Genomic DNA, 19,871 nt, shown 5'->3' with positions numbered 1-19,871 from the left:
GTGTCTTCCACCCTCTCCCGGCCCCGGGCCGAGATCGTCCACGCGGCCATACCGTCCGCGCTGGCACTGACTCGCGAGATCGCGGCGGCGCCGTCCCGGCCACGCCTGCGATTCGTGCGGGGAGTGGCGGGCTCCGGCAAGAGCGCCGTGCTCGACACCATTCGAGAGATATTGCTGCGCAACGGAACCGTCGTGCACACGGACCCCATGGCGCAGATCGAGTCCGGTGCGGCTCTGTTGATCGACGATGCCCACCTCCTCGGGAACGACGCCCGACAGCACCTGCGCGAGACTGCTGCCCGCGGTGACGTCACCATCGTCGCCACCTCCGAGCCCCGCCTTCACGACAGGGATCTACACGACCTCGCTGCTGCGCTGAGCAAGGACAACCCGGTCGTGGAGCTGCCGTTGCTCGATCGCGGGGCCGTTCTCGAACGAAGCAGCGTCGCGGGGCGTACCTCGACCAACCGCGGCGCCGTGTCCCCATCGGTGGCCGGCCGGATCGTGCGCGCAAGCGGCGGTATCAAAGCCGCCGTAGATTCAGCTCTGTCCGAACTGTATTCGGACGACGAGGGTGAACCCGACGTGGTGATCGCTCGTGCGGTCTCCGCGTACTTTCATGTACTGATCAGCAGGTGCGACCCTCTGGCCACCACCGTCCTGGCCGTGGCCGCGCTCGGAGTGGCGCCGGACCCGGAGACCGTCATCGACGTGTCCGACACGGCGACCACGCGTGACGAGGCTGTTCTCGCCGTCGATCGAGCTCGCGGCACCGGCTTGCTGACCCAGTCCGACGCGTTCCTGGACTCCGCCCACCGGGGTCTGCGAAGCGTGCTCGGTGATCACGCCGTGACCGGAATTCATTGTAGGGTCGTCGGTGTCCAGCTCGACCGCGGCGCGCTGCACATCGACATCGCTTGTGCGGCAGCTCGTTCAGGGGTGAAGGATCTCCGCCTGGCGGATGCGTTGTGCGAGTTCGCCTCTGCCGCCGCTCCGAGTGCAGCGCGCGAACTCTGGGACATGGCCCTCGCCGCCGGAGCGTCCGCCGCCGCGGTGGCCCTCCCCTATTCGGACGCCGCCGCGATGACCGGCGACCTCGACACCGCGGCCCGTCTGGCCGACTCCGTGATGGCGTGCGCGGAGGCCGACGCGGAGGCTCTGCGCGGAGCCGTCCGAGTGGCAGCCTCGATCGCCACTCGACGTGGAACCTATTCCCGCGCAGCCGATGTGTACCGGTGGCTCGGTGTGCGCCGAGTGGGTCCCGACGCAGCCCTCGCCGCCGTCGTGTTGCTGACCGCGGGTGACCGAACCGGGGCTGACGCCTTTCTCGCCGCTGCCGACGAGTGCGCACCCACGGTCACCAATGCCCGCGGTCAGCTGTTCGCTCGCGGGGTCGCCGAGTCGATCACGGGTTCGGCCACCGTCGCCGTCGGGTCTCTCCTGCGGTCGGCGTCGATGACCGGAACCGGTCATACCCCACGCGCAGAACCGGATTCGGCGGCCGCCGCTGCCGCACTGCTCTGCCTGCACACCGGTGACCTCTCCGGTGCCCGCTCCATCCTCGTGCGCGCACTCGACGCGGAGCCGGCCGGGTCGTCGGACGCGAACCGCTTCCGTCTGCTGCTGGCGTGGACCACGATGATCGCTGGGGACCTCGCCGGAGCGTTCGCCGAGATCTCCGCCGTCTCCACCTCCGAGCTTCCGCATCGGGAAGCGTTGCTGGACAGCGCAGTTCGTGTCGGTCTGGCGCGGCGGCGCGGCGACGCCGGGGCCCTGCTCGCCGCCTGGCGCGAGGCCCAGCACATCGTCGCGGAGGTGGAAGTCGACCTGTTCTCCCTTCTCCCACTGGGCGAATTATGGCTCGCCGCAATCCGTCTCGGTGACTCGGAGCGGGTGGCGCATCTCGTCGACCGGGCCAGGGTTCTGCTCGTCGACCTCGGCGAACCGGTCACGTGGTCCTCCACCTGGAATTGGTACGGAGTTCAGGCGGCAATCCTGTCCGAGGACCCGGCCGCCTTGCTGCCGCACGCTCGCGCACTGGGTGTCGCAGCGCAGTCCAGCGCGTATGCGGCCGGACTGGCAGCAGCCGGACGCGCCTGGTTGCGAGTCCTGCAGGGTGAGCCGGACGCAGCCGAGGTCGAGGCGTCCGCCCGCACACTGGAAGGTCTGGGGTTGTCGTGGGACGGCGCACGGCTGGCGAGTGAGGCGGCGCTCCGTGTGACGGACACGCGGTCCGCCACGACACTGCTGCAGACAGCGCGGCAGGTGGGCAACCCCGCCACTGCGCCTACGGATCGGGACGACGCGGCCCCCGCTCCCACCGGTCCGCTCACCGACCGCGAAGCCGAGGTGGCCGGTGCGCTCGTCCTCGGACTCACGTACAAGGAAATCGGTTCGCGGTTGTTCATCTCCGCCAAAACCGTCGAGCACCACGTTGCTCGCATCAGAAGGCGGCTCGGGGCTGGTTCCCGGTCGGAGATGTTGTCTATGCTTCGCGCAGCGGGCTACTCACCATCCGAGACTGCGCCGTTCCCCACCAAGCAACTGGACTGACCGCAATGACATCTCCACAGCCGGCTCGAGTAGCAGGTCTCCACGTCACGAACACCATGTCGACGGCGGTCTTGCTCGACGTCTCCACGGGTCTGCCGGTCGAAGAACCCATCGCAGTTCCGACGGTTCTGACCCTCGGAGTCGACGGCAGTTCGTCGCTCGGCGAGCCCGCCGAGTCCGGCCTCGATTCGGCCCGTGACTTCGTCGACCGTGTCGGTGACCCGGCAGGCGTCACGTCCGCGCAGGGCGTCGCGATGCGCGCCGAGGACCTCGTCGTCACCACACTGTTCGTCCTGTTGCGTGACGTGGCGGGACCGGCGGGGAATGTGCCCGCGACGGCGGCCTACCCCACCGGCTGGACGTCCGAGCAGGTCGAATTGCTGCGTGAAGCCATGAACTTCATCGGTCTGTCGGACGTGTCGCTGACGCCCGACACACCGTCTCTGCGCTCGCGCGCACCGAAGGCGGAAGCGGCGGCGGCCGTCGGCGCAGCTCTCCTCGCTGCCGACGCCGCGGCGGTCGACCCGTCGACGGATTCGTTCACCGCGGGTGCCTCGGATGCGGCGACCGTCGCCGCGTATGCCGCTGTGCCCCCGATCGCTCCCGTCGAGGCGACGCCGACGCGCACGTCCGGTGCACGTCGTCGCACTGCGTTTCTAGTGGGTGCTGTCGTGACGTCAGGACTTCTGCTGACGGCCGGAATTGTCGGTGTGGTCGCACAGTCGAACACGCCCGAGACTCCCGTCCCGGCCATCGAGAGCGCGGAGAGCGCGAACAGCACCGCGTCCGGTGCGACGACGACGCAATCCACCGCCGGGCCGGTCGATTTTCCCACCACCGCCGCGAGCACACCGACACCCGTCTACACCCCCGAGTCGACGGAGTTACCGCCCCCAGCAGCACCGGAGCCCGCCCCCGTCGTGGTCGACCTGCCACCTGTCCCCACCGTCGATCAACCCACCGAGCCGTCGGTGAGCGAGGCTCCGGAGACGTCGGAAGCCCCGGTCACGACGACGCGACGACCCGGCGTCAGCTTTCCGCCGTGCTTCCCACTGGGGTGCGCGGAAAGTCCGTAGCCACACCCCGCGCGGACGGTGGCGGTACCGTGATCAGTCGATGTCCGGTTCGCCAGGGGGGTGATCGTCGCTGTGGTAGCTCGTCTCGGGCTCTCGATCGGCAATGCCACCTCGGTGGTCGTGTGCCGAACCCAGGACGACGCCGAGGACGTGGTGTTCACCAGTCCCACCGCGTTGGTCCTGCGCGAGGACGGGACCGTGGCACTCGGCGACGGTTCCGCCGCCGTACGCGGCTTCGTCTCCCGTGTCGGTGACCCCAGTGGCGTGGCCCTGTCCGACGGCAATTCGTACTTCGCAGAAGACCTCGTCGCGAACGTCGCCTTCGGACTGATCGACACGGTCACCGCGCTCTACGACCTGCAGGCCGCCCCCACGATCACCGTGGCCGCGCCGCCCGCCTGGGACCAAGCCGACCTCCGCGCACTCGCCGACTCCTTCGACGCCGTCGGACTCGCCCGAGCTCGTTTCGTCCCCGAGATCGACGCCGTTTCCACCTGGTGGGCAACGCAGACGCCGACCGAATCGGACGGGCCCGCCGCCGTGGTCGACGTCGGAGTCGACGGGACCACCGTCACGCTCCTCGGCACTCCTGCCGTCGGCGACACCCACCTGCAGGTGTCCTCTCCCAGCGGTGACGGCTTCACCCAGGCGCTGCTGGTGCACGTGCTGGGGATCGTCGCCGATCACGGTCACGAGATCGATGTCGACGACCCACCGACCCGCATCGCACTGATCGAACTCCGTCGACGCTGCGAGAACGCCAAGATCGAGCTGTCGACACTGATCGCGACAACCGTCGCCGTGGAACTGCCCGGCGTAACCATGGACGTTCCCGTCGCCAGGACGACGCTGGAGTCGTTGATATTTCGCTCGGTCGGGACTGCGCCGGGCCTCGTCGACGACTGCCTCCTCGCGCACGGCCTCAACCGCTCCGCGCTCGACGCGGTGATCCTGGTCGGCGGTAGCGCGTCCCTGACCTCGCTGTCGGCGGCCTTCGCCGGGTTCGGCCCGGCCGTCGTCGTCGAGCAGTACGCCGCCGCACACGGGGCTGCCTTGACTGCCGTCGACCCGGACTGGGCCGGCGACGACCCCGACGCCGAGACCGTCGCCTTCGTGCCCGTGGCCGCGGCGGTACCCGCGAGCGAGGCCTTCTCCGCGGTGCTGCCGGCGGGCTCGGTCGACCCGACCGCGACGGGTGTGCCCAGGCGCAAGCGACCGTCGAAGCGAGCGACCATCGTCGCCGCTGCCGCCTTCGGCCTGCTGGCCGTCGGCGGAACGGCGGCAGCCGTCGGCTACACGTCGTCGAACAACGACGGCCCGACCGCGTCCGAACAGGTTCTCGCACCCGAGGTGACGACCTCGGACGCGCGCCCCACCCCCACCGTCGCGCCCACCACCCCGGCTCCCCCGTCGACGACCGTCACGGTCTACGAGGAGCCGACCTACTACGAGACGTACGACGAACCGACCACGGACGAGTCCGAGCCCGCATTCGTTCCACCTCCGCCAGCACCGCCCCCGCCGCCGGAGACCGTCGTCACCACCACGACCCCTCCTGCGGCCACGACGACGACCGCCGTGACCACCACGACCACCACCGTCACCACCACGACCGGTTCCACCACAACGCCGCCGACCACCACGACGACGACCACGAAGGCTGGTGGCTAGGCGCCGTCGTTTTGCGCAACGAATCGAGGGGCACGCTCGATGCCCTATGCTCGAGCGTCGGGAACGATTCACCTGCGACACAGATGTACGGCGACGAAGGGTTTACATGCGTTACACGGGGGCCGCACGCACCGCGGGAACATTTCGACTACGCGCAGCGGTACTCGGAGGGGCTTGTTTGATCTCGCTCGGCCTGTGTGTCGTACCGGCCTCGGCCGCTCCCGCCGACGTCACGCAGTTGTCCGTGGACCAGTTGCCCACCGAACTCGTCGACGCAATCGCGCGCGACCTGAAGATGTCCCCCGAGCAGTATCTCCAGCGCGCGTCCGACGCGCAGCGACTGCGCAGTTACGCAGACGATTTCCGGGCCCAGCACCCCTCCGACTACGCCGGTGCGTGGATCGGTGACGACGGCGTTCCGGTGGTCGCCGTGACCACCGACGAAGCCGCTCGTGAGGTTGCCCGCGACGGATATCAGACGCGCCAGGCGCCGGTCTCCGCGGACGGCCTCGAGGCCAGTCTCGACGAGTTCAATCGGTGGGCGTCGGCTTTGCCGCGGGAGATCTCGTCCCAGATCAATTCCGCCGGAATCGATTTCTTGAACAACCGCGTCGTTGTCGACGTGGCCAACACCGACATCGGGCGGGTCCTGAATCTCCCGACGCTGATTGCCAATCTTCAGGTGGTGCTCGCCCCGGTCCCGGCGGCCCCGAACGCTCCCGGCGCGATGGGCGGCGACACCTATGTCACGACCACCTCGTCCATCGAATCTGCGTCGCTCGTGGACATCGGTGTCTGTTCCTTCGGGTTCAACGCGGAGAGCGCATCGGGTGACCCCGTCAATCTGACTGCAGGACACTGCAATCCGAACAACAGCACCGGCGCCGGCGGTGCCACCGTGTTCCTGCCCGACTACGCCGACGTGCGTAAGAGCCGACCCGTCGGAACGTTCGACGGCTCCAGCGTAGGCGCGGCGGACGGTCTGGACTATGCCTCCATTTCGCTGAACGCCGCCGGAGTTGCTGCCGGACTGGACAAGCCGACCGTGCGCGGCGCCAACGGCGGCGCCCTCACCATCACCGGAACTGCGGAACCCGTTGTGGGAGCGCCGGTGTGCAAGTCCGGACAGTCGTCGTCGTTCACGTGCGGTGTCGTCGCGGCCGACCACGTCGAAACTCAGCTGTTGATGGAAGACGGAACGTCGCGCACCATCGACGGTTTCGCCAGCACTGCCTGCACCCTGTCGGGTGACAGCGGCGGCGCGATCGTCACGGGCACGCTCGCCTTGGGAATCACCAGCGGCTCCAACAGTGGCGGCGCCCCGAGCTGTTCGGAGGCCAATCTGGCTCTCGCGCAGTACGGCGGAACGGCAAGCCTCGGAATTCCGGTGGAGCGTGTCGTGGACGCCACGGGAGCGACGATCAGAACGTCGCTGTCGCCGGCCTGACCGTTGCCTTTCGGGTGCATTCTGGCGCCGTCGGAAGCGCCGACGGAAGCCTCTTCGGGAAGCGTCGGGAGAAGGACACGAGCGACCGTTCTCGGGTAGTGTTCCATCCATGAGGTGAACCAGCGGTTTGTTTCTGCCGCCTGAAACATCTCACCGAGTAGGTTTCGGTTCATGCACCGGAATCCCCACTTCGACACAGGAGATTTGTAATGGGTTCTTCGTTGTTCGACTTGAGTTGGACCATTTTTCAGTACTCGTGGAACATCGGTCTGAACGCCGGACAGATTCTCGGCTATTCCTGATGTGAACGTCCTCGAAAGCCCCGATCCATTTTCGATGGGTCGGGGCTTTCCTGTTTCACCGATCCTCGAGCAACGGCCTTATCGACGAACGAAGCCGCCACCGAACGAATTCGGTGGCGGCTTCTGTGGTTCTGGTGGAGCGTGTTACTTGGTGGCCCACTGCGTGGTGCCGGGTGCTGCGTTCAGGGTGTTGAGGTAGTCGATGCCCGCGATGACCAGGGTCGGTCCGCCTGCGGCAATGGTGCCGAGGACGCCGCCGACTCCTGCACCGGTCACCAGTCCGACGCCCGGGAAGATGATTCCGCCGACGACTGCGCCGATGATCGTTCCGGTCAGACCACCGATTGCACTTGCAAGACCGAGCTGCGAGGTGAAGTTCTGCATCGCCTTGAGGTTCTCGTCGGGCGAAGCAACCTGGGTCTCAGCCGGGGCGATGGACGGTGCCGCCATGTTCGGGAACAGCGTGACGGTGCGTCCCTCGTTGGTGATGGTGGTCTCGAACGGGAACTCGATCCCGTTCAGGTTCAACGACACCGGAAGAACGAGAACCGAATTGTTCTTGTTGTCGAGGAGCTCGACGGACTTGCCGTCGTCGGTCACCTTGAAGACGCCCGCGTCGACAGTGGTGACAACACCCTGGCCCTCGACCTTGGCGCTGTAATTGATGTCGCTCGCGCCATCGGTCGTCGCGGGAGGTGTGGGGTCTGCGTATGCAGTGCCCGCGTACACGCCCATCGAGGCAATAACCAGGGCGGAGGTCGCTACGAGTCGCCGCAGATTCATCTAGTGATTCTCATTTCTTCGTTTGAGCAAGCCGTCCCGACTCTGGATCACAGTAACGGGGCGGTCACGCAGTAACAACACGGAGGTTTCGATTCGAGACCGTTCCGATAAAGCGCGCGTCCGAGGGATGCACGTTCGTTACGAGAGGTCTCGAGTCGACGAAGAATAACAGTAAAGACCGACCGTGCGTGCTGTTCCGTTGCGCACCTGTGATCGAAGTTAGGAATACCTGTGCTGAGGGGGTGTCGCACCCACCGCATACCGTGAGCACATTGCCCGGTTCAAGGCGGTCCAACCCCACGTCCGACCTGGGCAGCAAGACGCACAAGTGTTATGTTACCGATGAGTAATCGTCCATAAGTTACTGGTCGGTAGCTGTGGTTGGCTTCTCACCAATTCGGAGGCCGACTCCCGGCGACACCCGTCGCCAGAACGAAAGGCGACCACATGAATGCGCTGACGATCTCGTTGGGCACGTTCGGTGCCCTGCTGAGCCTCGTGTGCTGGGCTTACTTCTTCCGCGGAGTCGTCACGATTCTGCGGAGCATCGCGCTGGGCCAGCCGGACCGCACCCGCATGGGGCCGTTCGTGCCACGGTTCAAGCAGATGTGCATCGAGTTCGCTGCGCACACACGCATGAACAAGTTCCGCACTGTCGGCTGGGCTCACTGGCTCGTCATGATCGGCTTCATGCTCGGCGCAATCCTCTGGTTCGAGGCGTACGGCCAGACGTTCAACCCCGAGTTCCACTGGCCGATCTTCGGCGACTGGGCCATCTACCACCTGATGGACGAGATTCTCGGTATCGGAACCGTCGTCGGCATCGTCACCCTGATGGTCATCCGCCAGCGCAACCATCCGCGCGATCCGGAACGCCTCTCTCGCTTCAGCGGGTCCAACTTCCGCGCCGCGTACTTCGTCGAGTTCGTCGTGCTGCTCGAGGGTCTGGGCATGATCTTCGTGAAGGCGGGCAAGATCGCCACCTACGGACACTCCAACCCGTACACCGACTTCTTCACGATGAACTTGGCCAAGCTTCTCCCCGCCAGCGTGACGATGGTGTCGATCTTCGCGTTCGTCAAGCTGATGTCCGGCATGGTGTGGCTGCTCATCGTCGGCCGCAACATCACCTGGGGCGTTGCCTGGCACCGGTTCAGCGCGTTCTTCAACATCTACTTCAAGCGCGAGGCCGACGGCGGAGTCGCCCTCGGCGCGGCCAAGCCGATGATGTCGGGCGGCAAGGTCCTCGTCATGGAGGACGCCGACCCCGACGTCGACGCCTTCGGTGCCGGCAAGATCGAGGACTTCTCCTGGAAGGGCTGGCTCGACTTCACCACGTGCACCGAGTGCGGACGCTGCCAGTCCCAGTGCCCCGCGTGGAACACCGGCAAGCCGCTCTCCCCCAAGCTCCTCATCACCTCGCTGCGCGATCACGCGAACGCGAAGGCCCCTTACCTCCTCGCCGGCGGTCGCAAGGACATGGCAGGCGACGAAATCGGACTGGTCGACGCCGACGGCAAACCGGACGAGGCAAAACTGTCCAAGATCTCGCAGGCCGCCCGTGACGAAGCCGAACGTCCACTCGTCGGTGAGACCACTCTCGAAGGCCTCGGCGGCATCATCGATCCCGAGGTGCTCTGGAGCTGCACCAACTGTGGCGCGTGCGTCGAGCAGTGCCCCGTGGACATCGAGCACGTCGACCACATTCTCGACATGCGGCGCTACCAGGTTCTGATCGAGTCGGAGTTCCCGTCCGAGCTCGCCGGCCTGTTCAAGAACCTCGAGAACAAGGGCAACCCCTGGGGCCAGAATTCCAAGGACCGTCTCAACTGGATCAACGAGATGGAGTTCGACATCCCGGTCTTCGGCCAGGATGCCGACAGTTTCGACGACTACGAGTACCTCTTCTGGGTGGGGTGCGCGGGAGCGTACGAGGATCGCGCGAAGCGCACCACGAAGGCTGTCGCCGAATTGCTCGCCACCGCAGGCGTGAAGTTCATGGTTCTCGGTGCCGAGGAAACCTGCACCGGCGACTCGGCGCGCCGTGCCGGTAACGAGTTCCTGTTCCAGCAGCTCGCGATGCAGAACATCGAGACGCTGAACGCGGTCTTCGAAGGCACCCCCGAGGACAAGCGGAAGATCGTCGTCACGTGCGCCCACTGCTTCAACGCGTTGGGCAACGAGTACCCGCAGGTCGGCGGAAAGTACGAGGTGGTCCACCACACTCAGCTGCTGAACCGTCTCGTCCGTGCCAAGAAGCTGATCCCGGTTGCGTCCGTGCAAGAGGACATCACGTACCACGACCCGTGCTTCCTGGGCCGTCACAACAAGGTGTACGACGCTCCCCGCGAGCTCATGGCTGCTTCAGGTTCGAACCTGAAGGAAATGCCTCGCCACGGCGAGCGGTCCATGTGCTGTGGCGCCGGCGGTGCGCGCATGTGGATGGAAGAGAAGATCGGCAAGCGCATCAACATCGACCGCGTCGACGAGGCACTGTCCATGTCGCCCAAGAAGATTGCGACCGGTTGCCCCTTCTGCCGCGTGATGCTCAGCGACGGTGTGACCGCTCGCCAGGAAGCCGACGCTCCCGATGCAGTCGAGGTCGTGGACGTCTCACAGCTGCTGCTCGGGTCGATCTCTCGCGTCGATGCGGCCAAGCTCGGCCAGAACATCAAGGTCGTTCCCCGCGAGAAGCCGGCCGACGACAGCTCGGTGACGACCGTCGACGCGGAAGAGCCCGTCGGCAAGACCGTCACGGCGTCCGTGGCCACCGAGGACAAGGCCGCGGAGCGTGAAGCGGGACGTGTCGCTCCTGTCGAGGAGCCCGCCGACTCGTCGGCAGATGTCGCGACGTCGGCGCCCGCCAAGGGCCTGAAGATGAAGGGCCTCGCAAAGGCTCCGGGCGCGAAAGCCCCCGGCGCCAAGGCTCCCGGTGCCAAGGCGGCTCCGGCAGAGGCGAAGGCCTCCACCGAAGCTGAGGCACCGTCCGAGACTCCGGCACCCAAGGCCGGTGGATTGAAGATGGCCGGTGGCGCGAAGGCTCCGGGCGCGAAGGGTCTACAGGTCAAGGGCAAGGCTCCGGGCGCGAAGCCTGCCGCTGCGCCCGCCGCCGCCGCCTCCTCGGAACCCGCCGCCGAGACACCGTCGTCGGCCGAGTCGGCGACTCCCGCCACGGAGGTCACTCCGACCGTCAAGCCCAAGGGCCTGGCCGTGAAGTCCGGTTTCAAGAAGCCGGGCGCGAAGGCGCCGGGGAAGCCTGCGGCAGCGCCCGCTGCGGAGGCGTCGGCACCTGCTGCTGACACTGCCGATGCACCCGCATCGACACCTGCTGCAGAAGCATCTGCCCCAGCGGCGTCTGCGCCGGAGGCATCGACCGACAGTGCGGCGGCTGATGTCGCTGCGGCCGAGGTCAAGCCCACGGTCAAGGCCAAGGGACTCGCGGTGAAGTCCGGGTTCAAGAAGCCGGGCGCGAAGGCACCGGGTGCAGGCGCGGCAGCGCCGGCCACGGCTCCGGCTGCAGAGGCCAACGGATCCGAGGCGAAGGCTCCTTCCGCTGAGGCCAACGGTTCCGAGGCCCCCGCTGCCGAGGCTCCCGCCTCCGAGGCGAAGGCTCCTTCTGCCGAGTCCAACGGTTCTGGGGCTCCCGCCTCCGAGGCCAAGGCTCCTTCTGCCGAGGCCAACGGATCCGAGGCCAACGGATCCGAGGCTCCCGCCTCCGAGGCCAAGGCTCCTTCCGCTGAGGCCAACGGATCCGACGCCCCCGCTGCCGAGGCTCCCGCCGCCGAGGCCAAGGCTCCTTCTGCCGAGGCCAACGGATCCGAGGCCAACGGATCCGAGGCTCCCGCCTCCGAGGCCAAGGCTCCTTCCGCTGAGGCCAACGGATCCGACGCCAACGGGTCCGACGCCCCGGCACCGCCCAAGCCGAAGGCTGGCGGCCTCGGGTTCAAGTCGGGTGCAAAGGCCCCGGGCAAGCGGGGCTAGGTACAGGCTCCACGCAAGCACCCCTACCGGTTCACCGGTAGGGGTGTTTTGCTGTTCGCGGGTCGAGCGACGGGTGCGGTTGTGAAGCATTTACCGCGGCAGCCGCGGACTATCCTTCACAAGCAGCGCGAAACGAGCCAGGCCCACGCCCCCTGTCCGCAGGTCGAGCGACGGGTGCGGTTGTGAAGCATTTACCCCGCCATCCGCGGACAATCCTTCAAAAGCGACGCGAAACGAGCCGACCCGCGCCCACCTGGTTCGCGTGACGAGCGACGGGCGCGGTCGTGAAGCATTTACCGCGCCATCCGCGGACAATCCTTCACAAGCAGCGCGAAACAGACCGGCCCAAACCTACCCGCGAGTCGCTGAAAATTTCACTCGCAGTTACACATTCAGGTCGCAGTCAGCAGCCCAGCTCAGCCCGACGCCCCCCCACACAAGCAAAGCCGTCACAGATACTGGTTGTAGAACGCCAGCTCCGACTCCCGCGCGTCGATGATGGTCTCGGCCCTGCGGAAACCGTGGGCCTCGCCGGGATAGGCGATGTACCGGTGCGGGATGCCCTTCTTCACCAGTGCGTCACGGAACCGCTCGGCCTGCGCGGGAGTGACGATGGGATCGTTGAGTCCCTGCAGCAACAGAACGGGGCAGTTCAGTCCGTCCACGTTGTTCAGGGGCGCCCGGCTACGGTAGAGCTCCGCCGCTTCGGGGAGTGGCCCGATCAGGCCGTCGATGTATCGCGATTCGAAATCGTGCGTCTCCTTCACGAACTTCTCTAGCTCGGCGACGCCGTAATACGAAGCACCGCAAGCGAACACGTCGGACGAGGTCAGTGCGGCCAGAACGGTCCACCCTCCCGCCGACCCGCCTTCGATGGCAAGGCGAGACCCGTCGGCGATGCCCTGTTCGGCGAGTCCGCGCACGGCGGCCACCGTGTCCTCGACGTCGACGACTCCCCACTGACCGCGCAGGCGGTTGCGGTACTCGCGGCCGTACCCGCTGGATCCGCCGTAGTTCACGTCGACGACGCCGTACCCGCGGGAGGTGAAGAACGCGTAGACGGTGTCGAGGCGAGGCGCCACGTGGGCGGTCGGTCCGCCGTGCACGAACGCGATGAACGGCGGCAATGTCCCGTCCGGTCCGGTGTACTCGGGGTTGCGCGGCGGGTAGACGACCGTGTGCACCTCCCGCTCGGGCCCTTGGAACGTCATCTGTTGCGCCACAGGCAGATAGACGGTGTCGGGGACGTCGTCGAGTGCGAGCCGAATGTCGGTGAGTTCCATCGTGGTCGAGTCGAGAATGCGGATGCCCGACGGCACGGTCGCGCCGCCGGTCCGCAACAGAACGCGGGTGCCGTCGACCTCGAGCAGGTCGACGCTCGTGTGATCGCCGAGGTCAATATCGGTGAATTGGCCGGTGGCGGGGTCGAGAAACGCCAGGGTGTCGGTGCCGACCGTGCGGACGGTGAGCAGACGGTCGTCGACCGGCGCGAACCAGTGGGATCCCAACTGCCACAACGGCGCTCCGATGTCGGCGTCGACGGCACCGATCGGGGTGGGCAGTCCGCCCTCGACCTCGAAGCGGTAGATGTTCCACCACCCGCTGATGTCACTGATGGCGTAGAGGTCGTCGTTGTCGATCCACTCGGGCTGCAGCACGGACTCCTCCGGACCGCCCGCGAGCACGGTCCATTCACCCACTGTTCCGTCGGCACCGAGGTACGCGCACCGGAGTTCGGTTCCATCCCAGGGCATCTGCGGGTGATCCCAGGCGATCCAGGCGAGTCGACGACCGTCGGGCGACACGCGTGGGAAGGCAAGGAAGCGGGACCCGGACACCACCGATCGAGCCGGCGACCCGTCCAACGGAACGACGCAGATGTCGCGTCGGATCCGACCGCCCGGGCTGTGAGTCTCTCGGACACACCAGATCTCGTCACCGCGGACCGACAGCTCACCGTAACGAGCGCGGCTTCCGGTGTCCGGCGTGAGGGCGGTCGGCACACCGTCGTTCACGACGTACACGCGCTGGTCGGACATGTTGCTGAACACGAGGCGACCGTCGTCGCTGACGGCCCACGCGCCGCCGCCGTACTCGTGCACAGTGGTGCGAGCATCGAACGGTGCTTCGATCACGTTCACGGGGCCGGCTTTCCTGATGGCGGTCCTGCCGCCCTCCGTCGGCCGGGATTCCGCCCACCACACCTCGTTGCCGACGAAGCGGGCTCCCGAGACCGGGTGTCCGCTCGCGGCAAGGTCGGCGGCAGTGATGGGTGAGGTCCAGGTTCCGTAAGGCGCAGTCGTCACCCGGCGAGCCTAGCGAAAGTCGGTCGCGTCGAACGTGACACGAATTCGGGTGATCTTGCCGTCCTCGATGTGGCTCCAGTTCGCTGTCGGAGCCGGCTTCGCCACGCTCGTGTGCAGTACGAACCAGGTCACGACGTCGGACCCGTCGACGAAGACCTTCTCCACCACGATGTCGTCGATGATCTGCGACATGCCTTTCAGTCCGCGGAGGCAGTCCTCTTTGCCGTCGACGGTGGCGAGCGGACCCCGGAAGCTCACATCGTCGGCGAGGACGCTGCCCAGAGTCTCGAAGTCCTTGTTCTTCCAGGCGTCGAAGTAGGTGCGTGCAATGGTTTCTGTGGTCATGACTCCACGATGCAACCGCCATCTCCAGAAGTCCAACAGATGGTATTCATGGAGTCTAGAATCTGCAGTTATGGAACTTCGGCAGCTCGAGTACTTCGTTGCGGTGGCTGAGGAGGCCAACTTCACCCGTGCCGCGGAGCGAGTCCACATCAGCCAATCGGGCGTCAGCGCTCAGATTCGCCAACTCGAACGGGAACTGGGCGCCGAGCTGATCGACCGCACCGGCCGTGCGGCCACGCTCACCGCCGCCGGTGACGCGGCGCTGGAGCACGCGCGGGCCGCACTCGCGAGCGCGGACGCGACACGACGAGCCGTCGACGAGGTCACCGGCATGGTGCGCGGCCGTCTCGACGTCGGCATGGTGACGGCCTGCACCCTGTCACCGTTCTTCGACGCCACCGCGGCCTTTCACCGCAGCCATCCCGGCATCGAACTGTCTCTGACAGAAGGGAATTCGACCGATCTGCTCGACGATGTCCGACGAGGATCGCTCGACACTGCGCTGGTCGGTGTGGCAGAGAGGACGCCCCCGGATCTGGCGTCGCTGACGGTCTTCTCCGAGCGCATCGTCGCGGCCGTGCCTCCGGGCCATCCGCTTCTGGCCGTGCCGAGCCCGACGCTGATCGACGTGTGCGCCCACCCCATCGTCTGCCTGCCCTTCGGAACCGGAGTGCGTACGGTGTTCGAGAAAGCGTGCGCAGCAGAGGCATTGACCGCCAGGGTGACATTGCAGGCTTCGGCCCCGGCCGCGGTGGCCGATCTGGCTGCGCGCGGGCTCGGCGTCGCCGTCCTCAGTGAAACCATCGCCACCGATTACACCGACACGTTGGTCGCCATTGCACTCGACGTGGGCATTGCGTCGCTGCTCGCGCTCGTGTGGAGACCCGCCGTCTCCCCCGCACTCGGGCGGTTCGTCGAGCACTGCCGCGCCGCCTTCTAGACGGGGGCCAGCAACTCCGGCCCGTTGTTCCGCACACTGTTGACCGCGCTGCTGACCTCGTACGGTTCGAGCGTCGGCTCGGGAATCGAGCGCAACAGCTCGGTCACATCGTCGACGGCGGTGAGTGTCGGGTCCAGCCAGGCCGACCGCAGGTCCGGTGGAACGATGACCGGAGAACGGTCGTGAATGTGGCCGAGCGAGTCCGTCGCGGACGTGGTCAGGACGGTGCACGAGACCACCCAGCGGTTCGGGTCGTCCTCGGGCAGCGACTCGTCGCGCCAGAATTCGTACAGCCCGGCCATGGCGATCACGTCGTCGCTGCCGTGCAGAAAGTACGGGACCTTGGCGCCGTCTCGCTTCTCCCACTCGAAGTACCCGTCCGCGGGCACGATGCACCGCCGCGACGACGCCGCCTTCTTGAACGCAGGCTTCTCGGTCACCGACTCCGAACGGGCGTTGATCATGCGTGCGCCGATCTTGCGGTCCTTGGCCCAGGATGGAATCAAACCCCAACGTGCCGTACGTAATTGGCGCACCGGAGGATCCTCTGGTTCATCTTTCAGGACGCGGTCGAGCACGATCCGGACCGGATCCGTGGGGGCGACGTTGTAGTTGGGTGGCAGTTCGTCGTCGAGCGCCGACGCGATGTCGAACATGGACGACAGATCGGCGTCGGACCTGGTGTTGGCGTAGCGACCGCACATCGTTCGATTATGGGCCTTCGGCCTCGGGTGCGAAAAGGAGTCCCCCGACACTCCTTTTCGCGCCCGTGTGCGTTTACGCGCACACCCTCCGGGTAATCAGCGACCATGACCGAGGACGGACCAGCCCAGCAGGCACGACAGGACATCGCAGACAAGGTCAAGGGGCGCGCCAAGGAAGTGATAGGCGCGATCACCGGCAAGGACGACATCGCCGACGAAGGTCGAGCACAACAGGCCGAGGTCAAACTGCGCCGTGAAGCCGAGGCAGAAGAGACTGCCGCCGCGGTGCAGGCCGAGGAAGCCGCTCAGAACCTGGCGGAAGCGGAGAAGGACGCCGCGGACGCCAAGCAGTCCGTCGAGGACATCACCGATGCCAACGAGGCCGCCGCACAGAACGATCGACTCGAGCAGCAGCGCGCCGCCGAGGCCAAGGCCATGCAGACCGCAGAACTGGGCCGCGTCGCCGCCGAGAACGCCAGCGTCCGCAAGATGGAAGAGGCCGTCGTCGATCGTCACGACGAAGAGTTGAGCGCATCGGAGGAGATCGACGCGGCCACCAAGGACTACGCGGACGCCAAGGCCAAGGCCGATGCCCTCGAACGCCGCGCCGACGAAGCGCGCAAGAACGCCGAGCAGAAGACCGAAGGAACCGAATGAGCGCGCTGACCCTCCCCCGCCGAATCCTGCGACTGCAGTACACCCTCGTCCGTCTCCCGTGGGAGGTGCTCGAAGCCAAGGTCATCAGCCAGATGGACTCCGAGAACCCCGCACGCGTGGGATACGAGCGTGTTGCGGGCACCGTCGACGGTGTGGTCGGGGCAGTGTTGGGTGACGCGGATCTGAGCAAGCGCGGCGAGGCCATGCGCAGCGCCGCGTACGACCGTGCGCGCGCATCTGCACTCGACGTCGAGGCCGAGCGCATCCGCGCCGAGGCGAAGGCGCAGAAAGAGCAGACCGAGGCCGCCGCAAAGGCCCGCGTCGAGCAGGCTCGCGAGGAGGCCGACGACAAGATCGCCAAGGCTGCCGACGACGAGATCTCGGACAAGATCGAGGCCGGGCGCAAGGCGACGGCGAAGTTGGAGGCCGATCGTGAACGCGCCGACAACATCGCGCAGGCACGGATCGATGCAGCCGAAGCCGAGCGCGAAGCCAAGCTGGACGAGGTCGAGCGCGAGAAGCAGGAGGCCGAGGAGCCTCAGAAGAAGGTCATGAAGAAGGCCGCCGCCAAGGCAGAAGCTGCCGACGACAAGCGTGAGGACGCCGAGCGGCTGTCCGACGTGGTGGAGGCCAAGGAGTAAAGCGGTGGACAGCGGGTGGAATCATGGGACCTGTGAGCACCGAGGCGACTGAAACCCATCACCGTTCCCCCCGCGTTTTCGAGCAGTCCGAAAAGCTCCAGAACGTCCTCTACGAGATCCGCGGTCCGGTGCACGCTCACGCCGCCCGGCTCGAAGCGGAGGGTCATCGGATTCTCAAGCTCAACATCGGTAACCCTGCGCCGTTCGGCTTCGAGGCACCCGACGTCATCGTCCGGGACATGATCGCCTCGTTGCCGTTCGCGCAGGGTTATTCCGAGTCCAAGGGCATCATCTCCGCCCGCCGTGCCGTGGTCACCCGGTACGAGCTCGTCCCGAACTTCCCGGAATTCGACGTCGACGACGTCTATCTGGGCAACGGTGTCTCCGAGCTCATCACCATGACCATGCAGGCTCTGCTCAACGACGGCGACGAGGTACTGATCCCTGCGCCGGACTATCCCCTGTGGACGGCGATGACGACGCTCGCCGGCGGAAAAGCAGTGCACTACCTGTGCGACGAGGGCAACGACTGGAACCCCGACATCGACGACCTCGAGTCGAAGATCACCGAGCGGACCAAGGCCCTCGTGGTCATCAACCCGAACAACCCGACCGGCGCGGTGTACTCGAAGGACGTGCTGACCCGGCTTGTGGCGTTGGCGCGCAAGCACCAACTGCTGCTCATGGCGGACGAGATCTACGACAAGATTCTCTACGACGACGCCGAACACATCTCGCTGGCCACGTTGGCGCCGGACCTGTTGTGCCTGACCTTCAACGGCCTGTCCAAGGCGTACCGAGTCGCCGGGTACCGCTCGGGGTGGCTCGTCATCACCGGCCCGACCGATCACGCAGCCGGGTTCATCGAGGGCATCAACCTGATGGCGTCGACGCGGTTGTGCCCCAATGTTCCTGCGCAGCACGCGATTCAGGTGGCTCTCGGTGGTCATCAGAGCATCGAGGACCTCATCCTTCCGGGTGGTCGACTGCTCGAGCAGCGTGACGTCGCCTGGTCGAAACTCAACGAGATCCCGGGCGTCTCGTGTGTGAAACCGCGTGGTGCGCTGTACGCGTTCCCTCGCCTCGACCCCGAGGTGCACGAGATCCACAACGACGAGAAGCTCGTTCAGGATCTGCTGCTGCAGGAGAAGATTCTCGTCGTGCAGGGCACCGGCTTCAACTGGCCCGATCACGACCACCTCCGCATCGTGACCCTTCCCTGGGCACGCGACTTGTCCACTGCCATCGAGCGTTTCGGCAACTTCCTCTCGTCGTACTCGCAGTGAACGACGCAGAATTCGTCGCAGCTCTGCCGAAAGTCGAACTGCACGTTCATCTCGAAGGCTCGATGTGGCCGAGCACGCTGCGCGCGTTGGTCGACAAGCATGGGCTGCAGGACTTTCCGAGCGACGAGGCCGGACTGCGTGAGTGGTTCGAGTTCCGAGATTTCCCGCACTTCATCGAGGTGTACCTGAAGTCGATCACGACACTGATCGACGAGGACGACTTCTCCCGACTCGCGTACGACAGCATCACCGCGCTCGCGACGCACAACACGCGCTACGCCGAGATGCACGTGTCGCTGTTCGGACACCTCATGCGCGGGGTCGACGCCTCGGTGGTGTTCGACGGGATCGAGGACGGCCGCCTGCGCGCCGAGCGTGACAGCGGCGTCGTCGTCCGCTGGATTCCCGACTTTCCCGGCGACTTCGGCCTCGACGCGGCGAACCGGACGCTCGACGCCGTGCTCGCCGACCGACGCGACTCCGTCGTCGCCTTCGGCATCGGCGGCATCGAAGTGCCGCGCGAGCCGTTCGGGCCGGTTTTTCGCCGTGCGATCGACGCCGGCCTGCACAGCGTTCCGCACGCCGGGGAGACGGAGGGGCCGGACCGGGTCTGGTCCGCGATCCGCGACCTCGGGGCCGAACGCATCGGGCACGGTATCGCCGTGATGCAGGATCCCGCCCTCGTGGAACTGCTTCGCGAGCAACGCATTCCGATCGACGTCTCGCCGACGTCGAACCTGCGCACGCGGGTGGTGCGCACCGTTGCGGAGCATCCGCTTCCCGCGATGATCGACGCGGGGCTGCTGGTGACCCTCAACAGCGACGATCCGTCCATGTTCGGAACGGACCTCACCCGTGAGTACCGGGCGGCGCTCGAGATGGGTCTCGACCGACGTGCGGTGGCCACGCTGGCGACGAACGCCGTCGATGCGTCGTTCATCGATCCGGAACTCGGGCGGTCCATCCGCGAGGAAATTCAGCAACTCATGTGACGCCACACATACAGACGTCGTAAACCTTGGCGCCGATACGAAAGTTTTGGCTCGAGAGGAGTACGTTCGTCAGTAGCACTGTGATCGGTGCTCGAAAGCACCGAACGCGACGCCACCCCCCGGCGGCGCGTTCGGAAGGTGGCGGGGGACACCCCCCCTGCTTCCCCGCCACCGCCTTTCGCACGCA

General features: G+C 66.4%; 14 protein-coding genes. 10 read left to right on the top strand and 4 right to left on the bottom strand.

Annotated elements, in window-relative coordinates:
- The 4 genes from IEW02_RS23920 (at position 1) to IEW02_RS23905 (ending at position 6,747) form a co-directional block, all read left to right on the top strand.
- The gene (locus IEW02_RS23920) at positions 1-2,553 is read left to right on the top strand and encodes a helix-turn-helix domain-containing protein (protein WP_229746287.1); all 2,553 of its coding nucleotides are present in this window, start codon (positions 1-3) and stop codon (positions 2,551-2,553) included.
- Positions 2,554-2,558: 5 nt separating this feature from the next.
- Positions 2,559-3,629 (top strand): hypothetical protein, encoded by a 1,071-nt coding sequence (locus IEW02_RS23915; protein WP_188547772.1) that lies wholly within the window; start codon positions 2,559-2,561, stop codon positions 3,627-3,629.
- Between the two features lie 72 nt (positions 3,630-3,701).
- Positions 3,702-5,300: an Hsp70 family protein gene (locus IEW02_RS23910; protein WP_188547770.1), complete on the top strand. Its 1,599-nt coding sequence runs from the start codon at positions 3,702-3,704 to the stop codon at positions 5,298-5,300.
- A 106-nt stretch (positions 5,301-5,406) separates the two neighbouring features.
- Positions 5,407-6,747 (top strand): S1 family peptidase, encoded by a 1,341-nt coding sequence (locus tag IEW02_RS23905; protein ID WP_229746286.1) that lies wholly within the window; start codon positions 5,407-5,409, stop codon positions 6,745-6,747.
- Between the two features lie 446 nt (positions 6,748-7,193).
- Here IEW02_RS23905 and IEW02_RS23900 read toward each other — a convergent pair whose 3' ends face one another.
- The gene (locus tag IEW02_RS23900; RefSeq protein ID WP_188547768.1) at positions 7,194-7,832 is read right to left on the bottom strand and encodes a DUF8020 domain-containing protein; all 639 of its coding nucleotides are present in this window, start codon (positions 7,830-7,832) and stop codon (positions 7,194-7,196) included.
- Positions 7,833-8,279: 447 nt separating this feature from the next.
- Between IEW02_RS23900 and IEW02_RS23895 the strand changes: the two genes are divergently transcribed.
- Positions 8,280-11,813, top strand: a complete 3,534-nt coding sequence (locus IEW02_RS23895; protein ID WP_188547767.1) for a heterodisulfide reductase-related iron-sulfur binding cluster — start codon at positions 8,280-8,282, stop codon at positions 11,811-11,813.
- 449 nt (positions 11,814-12,262) lie between these two features.
- Here the strand turns inward: IEW02_RS23895 and IEW02_RS23890 are convergent, their stop codons facing one another.
- Complete coding sequence (locus IEW02_RS23890) at positions 12,263-14,119, bottom strand: dipeptidyl-peptidase 5 (protein ID WP_188547765.1); 1,857 nt, start codon at positions 14,117-14,119, stop codon at positions 12,263-12,265.
- Between the two features lie 9 nt (positions 14,120-14,128).
- Positions 14,129-14,464 (bottom strand): nuclear transport factor 2 family protein, encoded by a 336-nt coding sequence (locus tag IEW02_RS23885; protein WP_188547763.1) that lies wholly within the window; start codon positions 14,462-14,464, stop codon positions 14,129-14,131.
- A gap of 70 nt (positions 14,465-14,534) precedes the next feature.
- On the opposite strand from IEW02_RS23885, the gene IEW02_RS23880 reads away from it, so the two are divergent.
- Positions 14,535-15,404, top strand: a complete 870-nt coding sequence (locus tag IEW02_RS23880; RefSeq protein WP_188547761.1) for a LysR family transcriptional regulator — start codon at positions 14,535-14,537, stop codon at positions 15,402-15,404.
- Here IEW02_RS23880 and IEW02_RS23875 read toward each other — a convergent pair.
- Positions 15,401-16,108, bottom strand: a complete 708-nt coding sequence (locus IEW02_RS23875) for an SOS response-associated peptidase (protein WP_188547759.1) — start codon at positions 16,106-16,108, stop codon at positions 15,401-15,403. The genes IEW02_RS23880 and IEW02_RS23875 overlap by 4 nt on opposite strands.
- Before the next feature lie 105 nt (positions 16,109-16,213).
- Here IEW02_RS23875 and IEW02_RS23870 point away from each other — a divergent pair, with 105 nt between their 5' ends.
- Genes IEW02_RS23870 through add form a run of 4 tightly spaced genes read left to right on the top strand, consistent with a single transcriptional unit; the run spans position 16,214 to position 19,684 of the window.
- Entirely contained in the window at positions 16,214-16,765 is a 552-nt protein-coding gene (locus tag IEW02_RS23870; protein WP_188547757.1) for a hypothetical protein, read from the top strand.
- Positions 16,762-17,406 carry a hypothetical protein gene (locus IEW02_RS23865; RefSeq protein ID WP_188547756.1) on the top strand — a complete coding sequence of 215 codons (645 nt, stop codon included), beginning with the start codon at positions 16,762-16,764 and terminating at the stop codon, positions 17,404-17,406. The genes IEW02_RS23870 and IEW02_RS23865 overlap by 4 nt, the downstream gene beginning before the upstream one ends.
- Positions 17,407-17,429: 23 nt before the next feature.
- On the top strand, positions 17,430-18,692 hold the full coding sequence (locus IEW02_RS23860; protein WP_188547754.1) for a pyridoxal phosphate-dependent aminotransferase: 1,263 nt from the start codon (positions 17,430-17,432) through the stop codon (positions 18,690-18,692).
- Positions 18,689-19,684, top strand: coding sequence for an adenosine deaminase (gene add / locus IEW02_RS23855; protein WP_188547752.1), 996 nt, complete (start codon positions 18,689-18,691; stop codon positions 19,682-19,684). The genes IEW02_RS23860 and add overlap by 4 nt, the downstream gene beginning before the upstream one ends.
- Positions 19,685-19,871 lie beyond the last annotated feature (187 nt).

Source organism: Rhodococcoides trifolii, assembly GCF_014635345.1.
In the GTDB taxonomy this organism is placed as follows: Bacteria; Actinomycetota; Actinomycetes; order Mycobacteriales; family Mycobacteriaceae; genus Rhodococcoides; species Rhodococcoides trifolii.
Note: the sequence above shows the minus strand (reverse complement) of the source record. Positions and strands in the feature narration are given on the sequence as shown.

Excerpts from the sequence above, each read along its gene's own strand:
- IEW02_RS23915 (WP_188547772.1), top strand. The coding sequence starts at position 2,559 with ATGACATCTCCACAGCCGGCTCGAGTAGCAGGTCTCCACGTCACGAAC.
- IEW02_RS23905 (WP_229746286.1), top strand. The coding sequence starts at position 5,407 with ATGCGTTACACGGGGGCCGCACGCACCGCGGGAACATTTCGACTACGC.
- IEW02_RS23900 (WP_188547768.1), bottom strand. The coding sequence starts at position 7,832 with ATGAATCTGCGGCGACTCGTAGCGACCTCCGCCCTGGTTATTGCCTCG.
- IEW02_RS23895 (WP_188547767.1), top strand. The coding sequence starts at position 8,280 with ATGAATGCGCTGACGATCTCGTTGGGCACGTTCGGTGCCCTGCTGAGC.
- IEW02_RS23885 (WP_188547763.1), bottom strand. The coding sequence starts at position 14,464 with ATGACCACAGAAACCATTGCACGCACCTACTTCGACGCCTGGAAGAAC.
- IEW02_RS23880 (WP_188547761.1), top strand. The coding sequence starts at position 14,535 with ATGGAACTTCGGCAGCTCGAGTACTTCGTTGCGGTGGCTGAGGAGGCC.
- IEW02_RS23875 (WP_188547759.1), bottom strand. The coding sequence starts at position 16,108 with ATGTGCGGTCGCTACGCCAACACCAGGTCCGACGCCGATCTGTCGTCC.
- IEW02_RS23870 (WP_188547757.1), top strand. The coding sequence starts at position 16,214 with ATGACCGAGGACGGACCAGCCCAGCAGGCACGACAGGACATCGCAGAC.
- IEW02_RS23865 (WP_188547756.1), top strand. The coding sequence starts at position 16,762 with ATGAGCGCGCTGACCCTCCCCCGCCGAATCCTGCGACTGCAGTACACC.
- IEW02_RS23860 (WP_188547754.1), top strand. The coding sequence starts at position 17,430 with ATGGGACCTGTGAGCACCGAGGCGACTGAAACCCATCACCGTTCCCCC.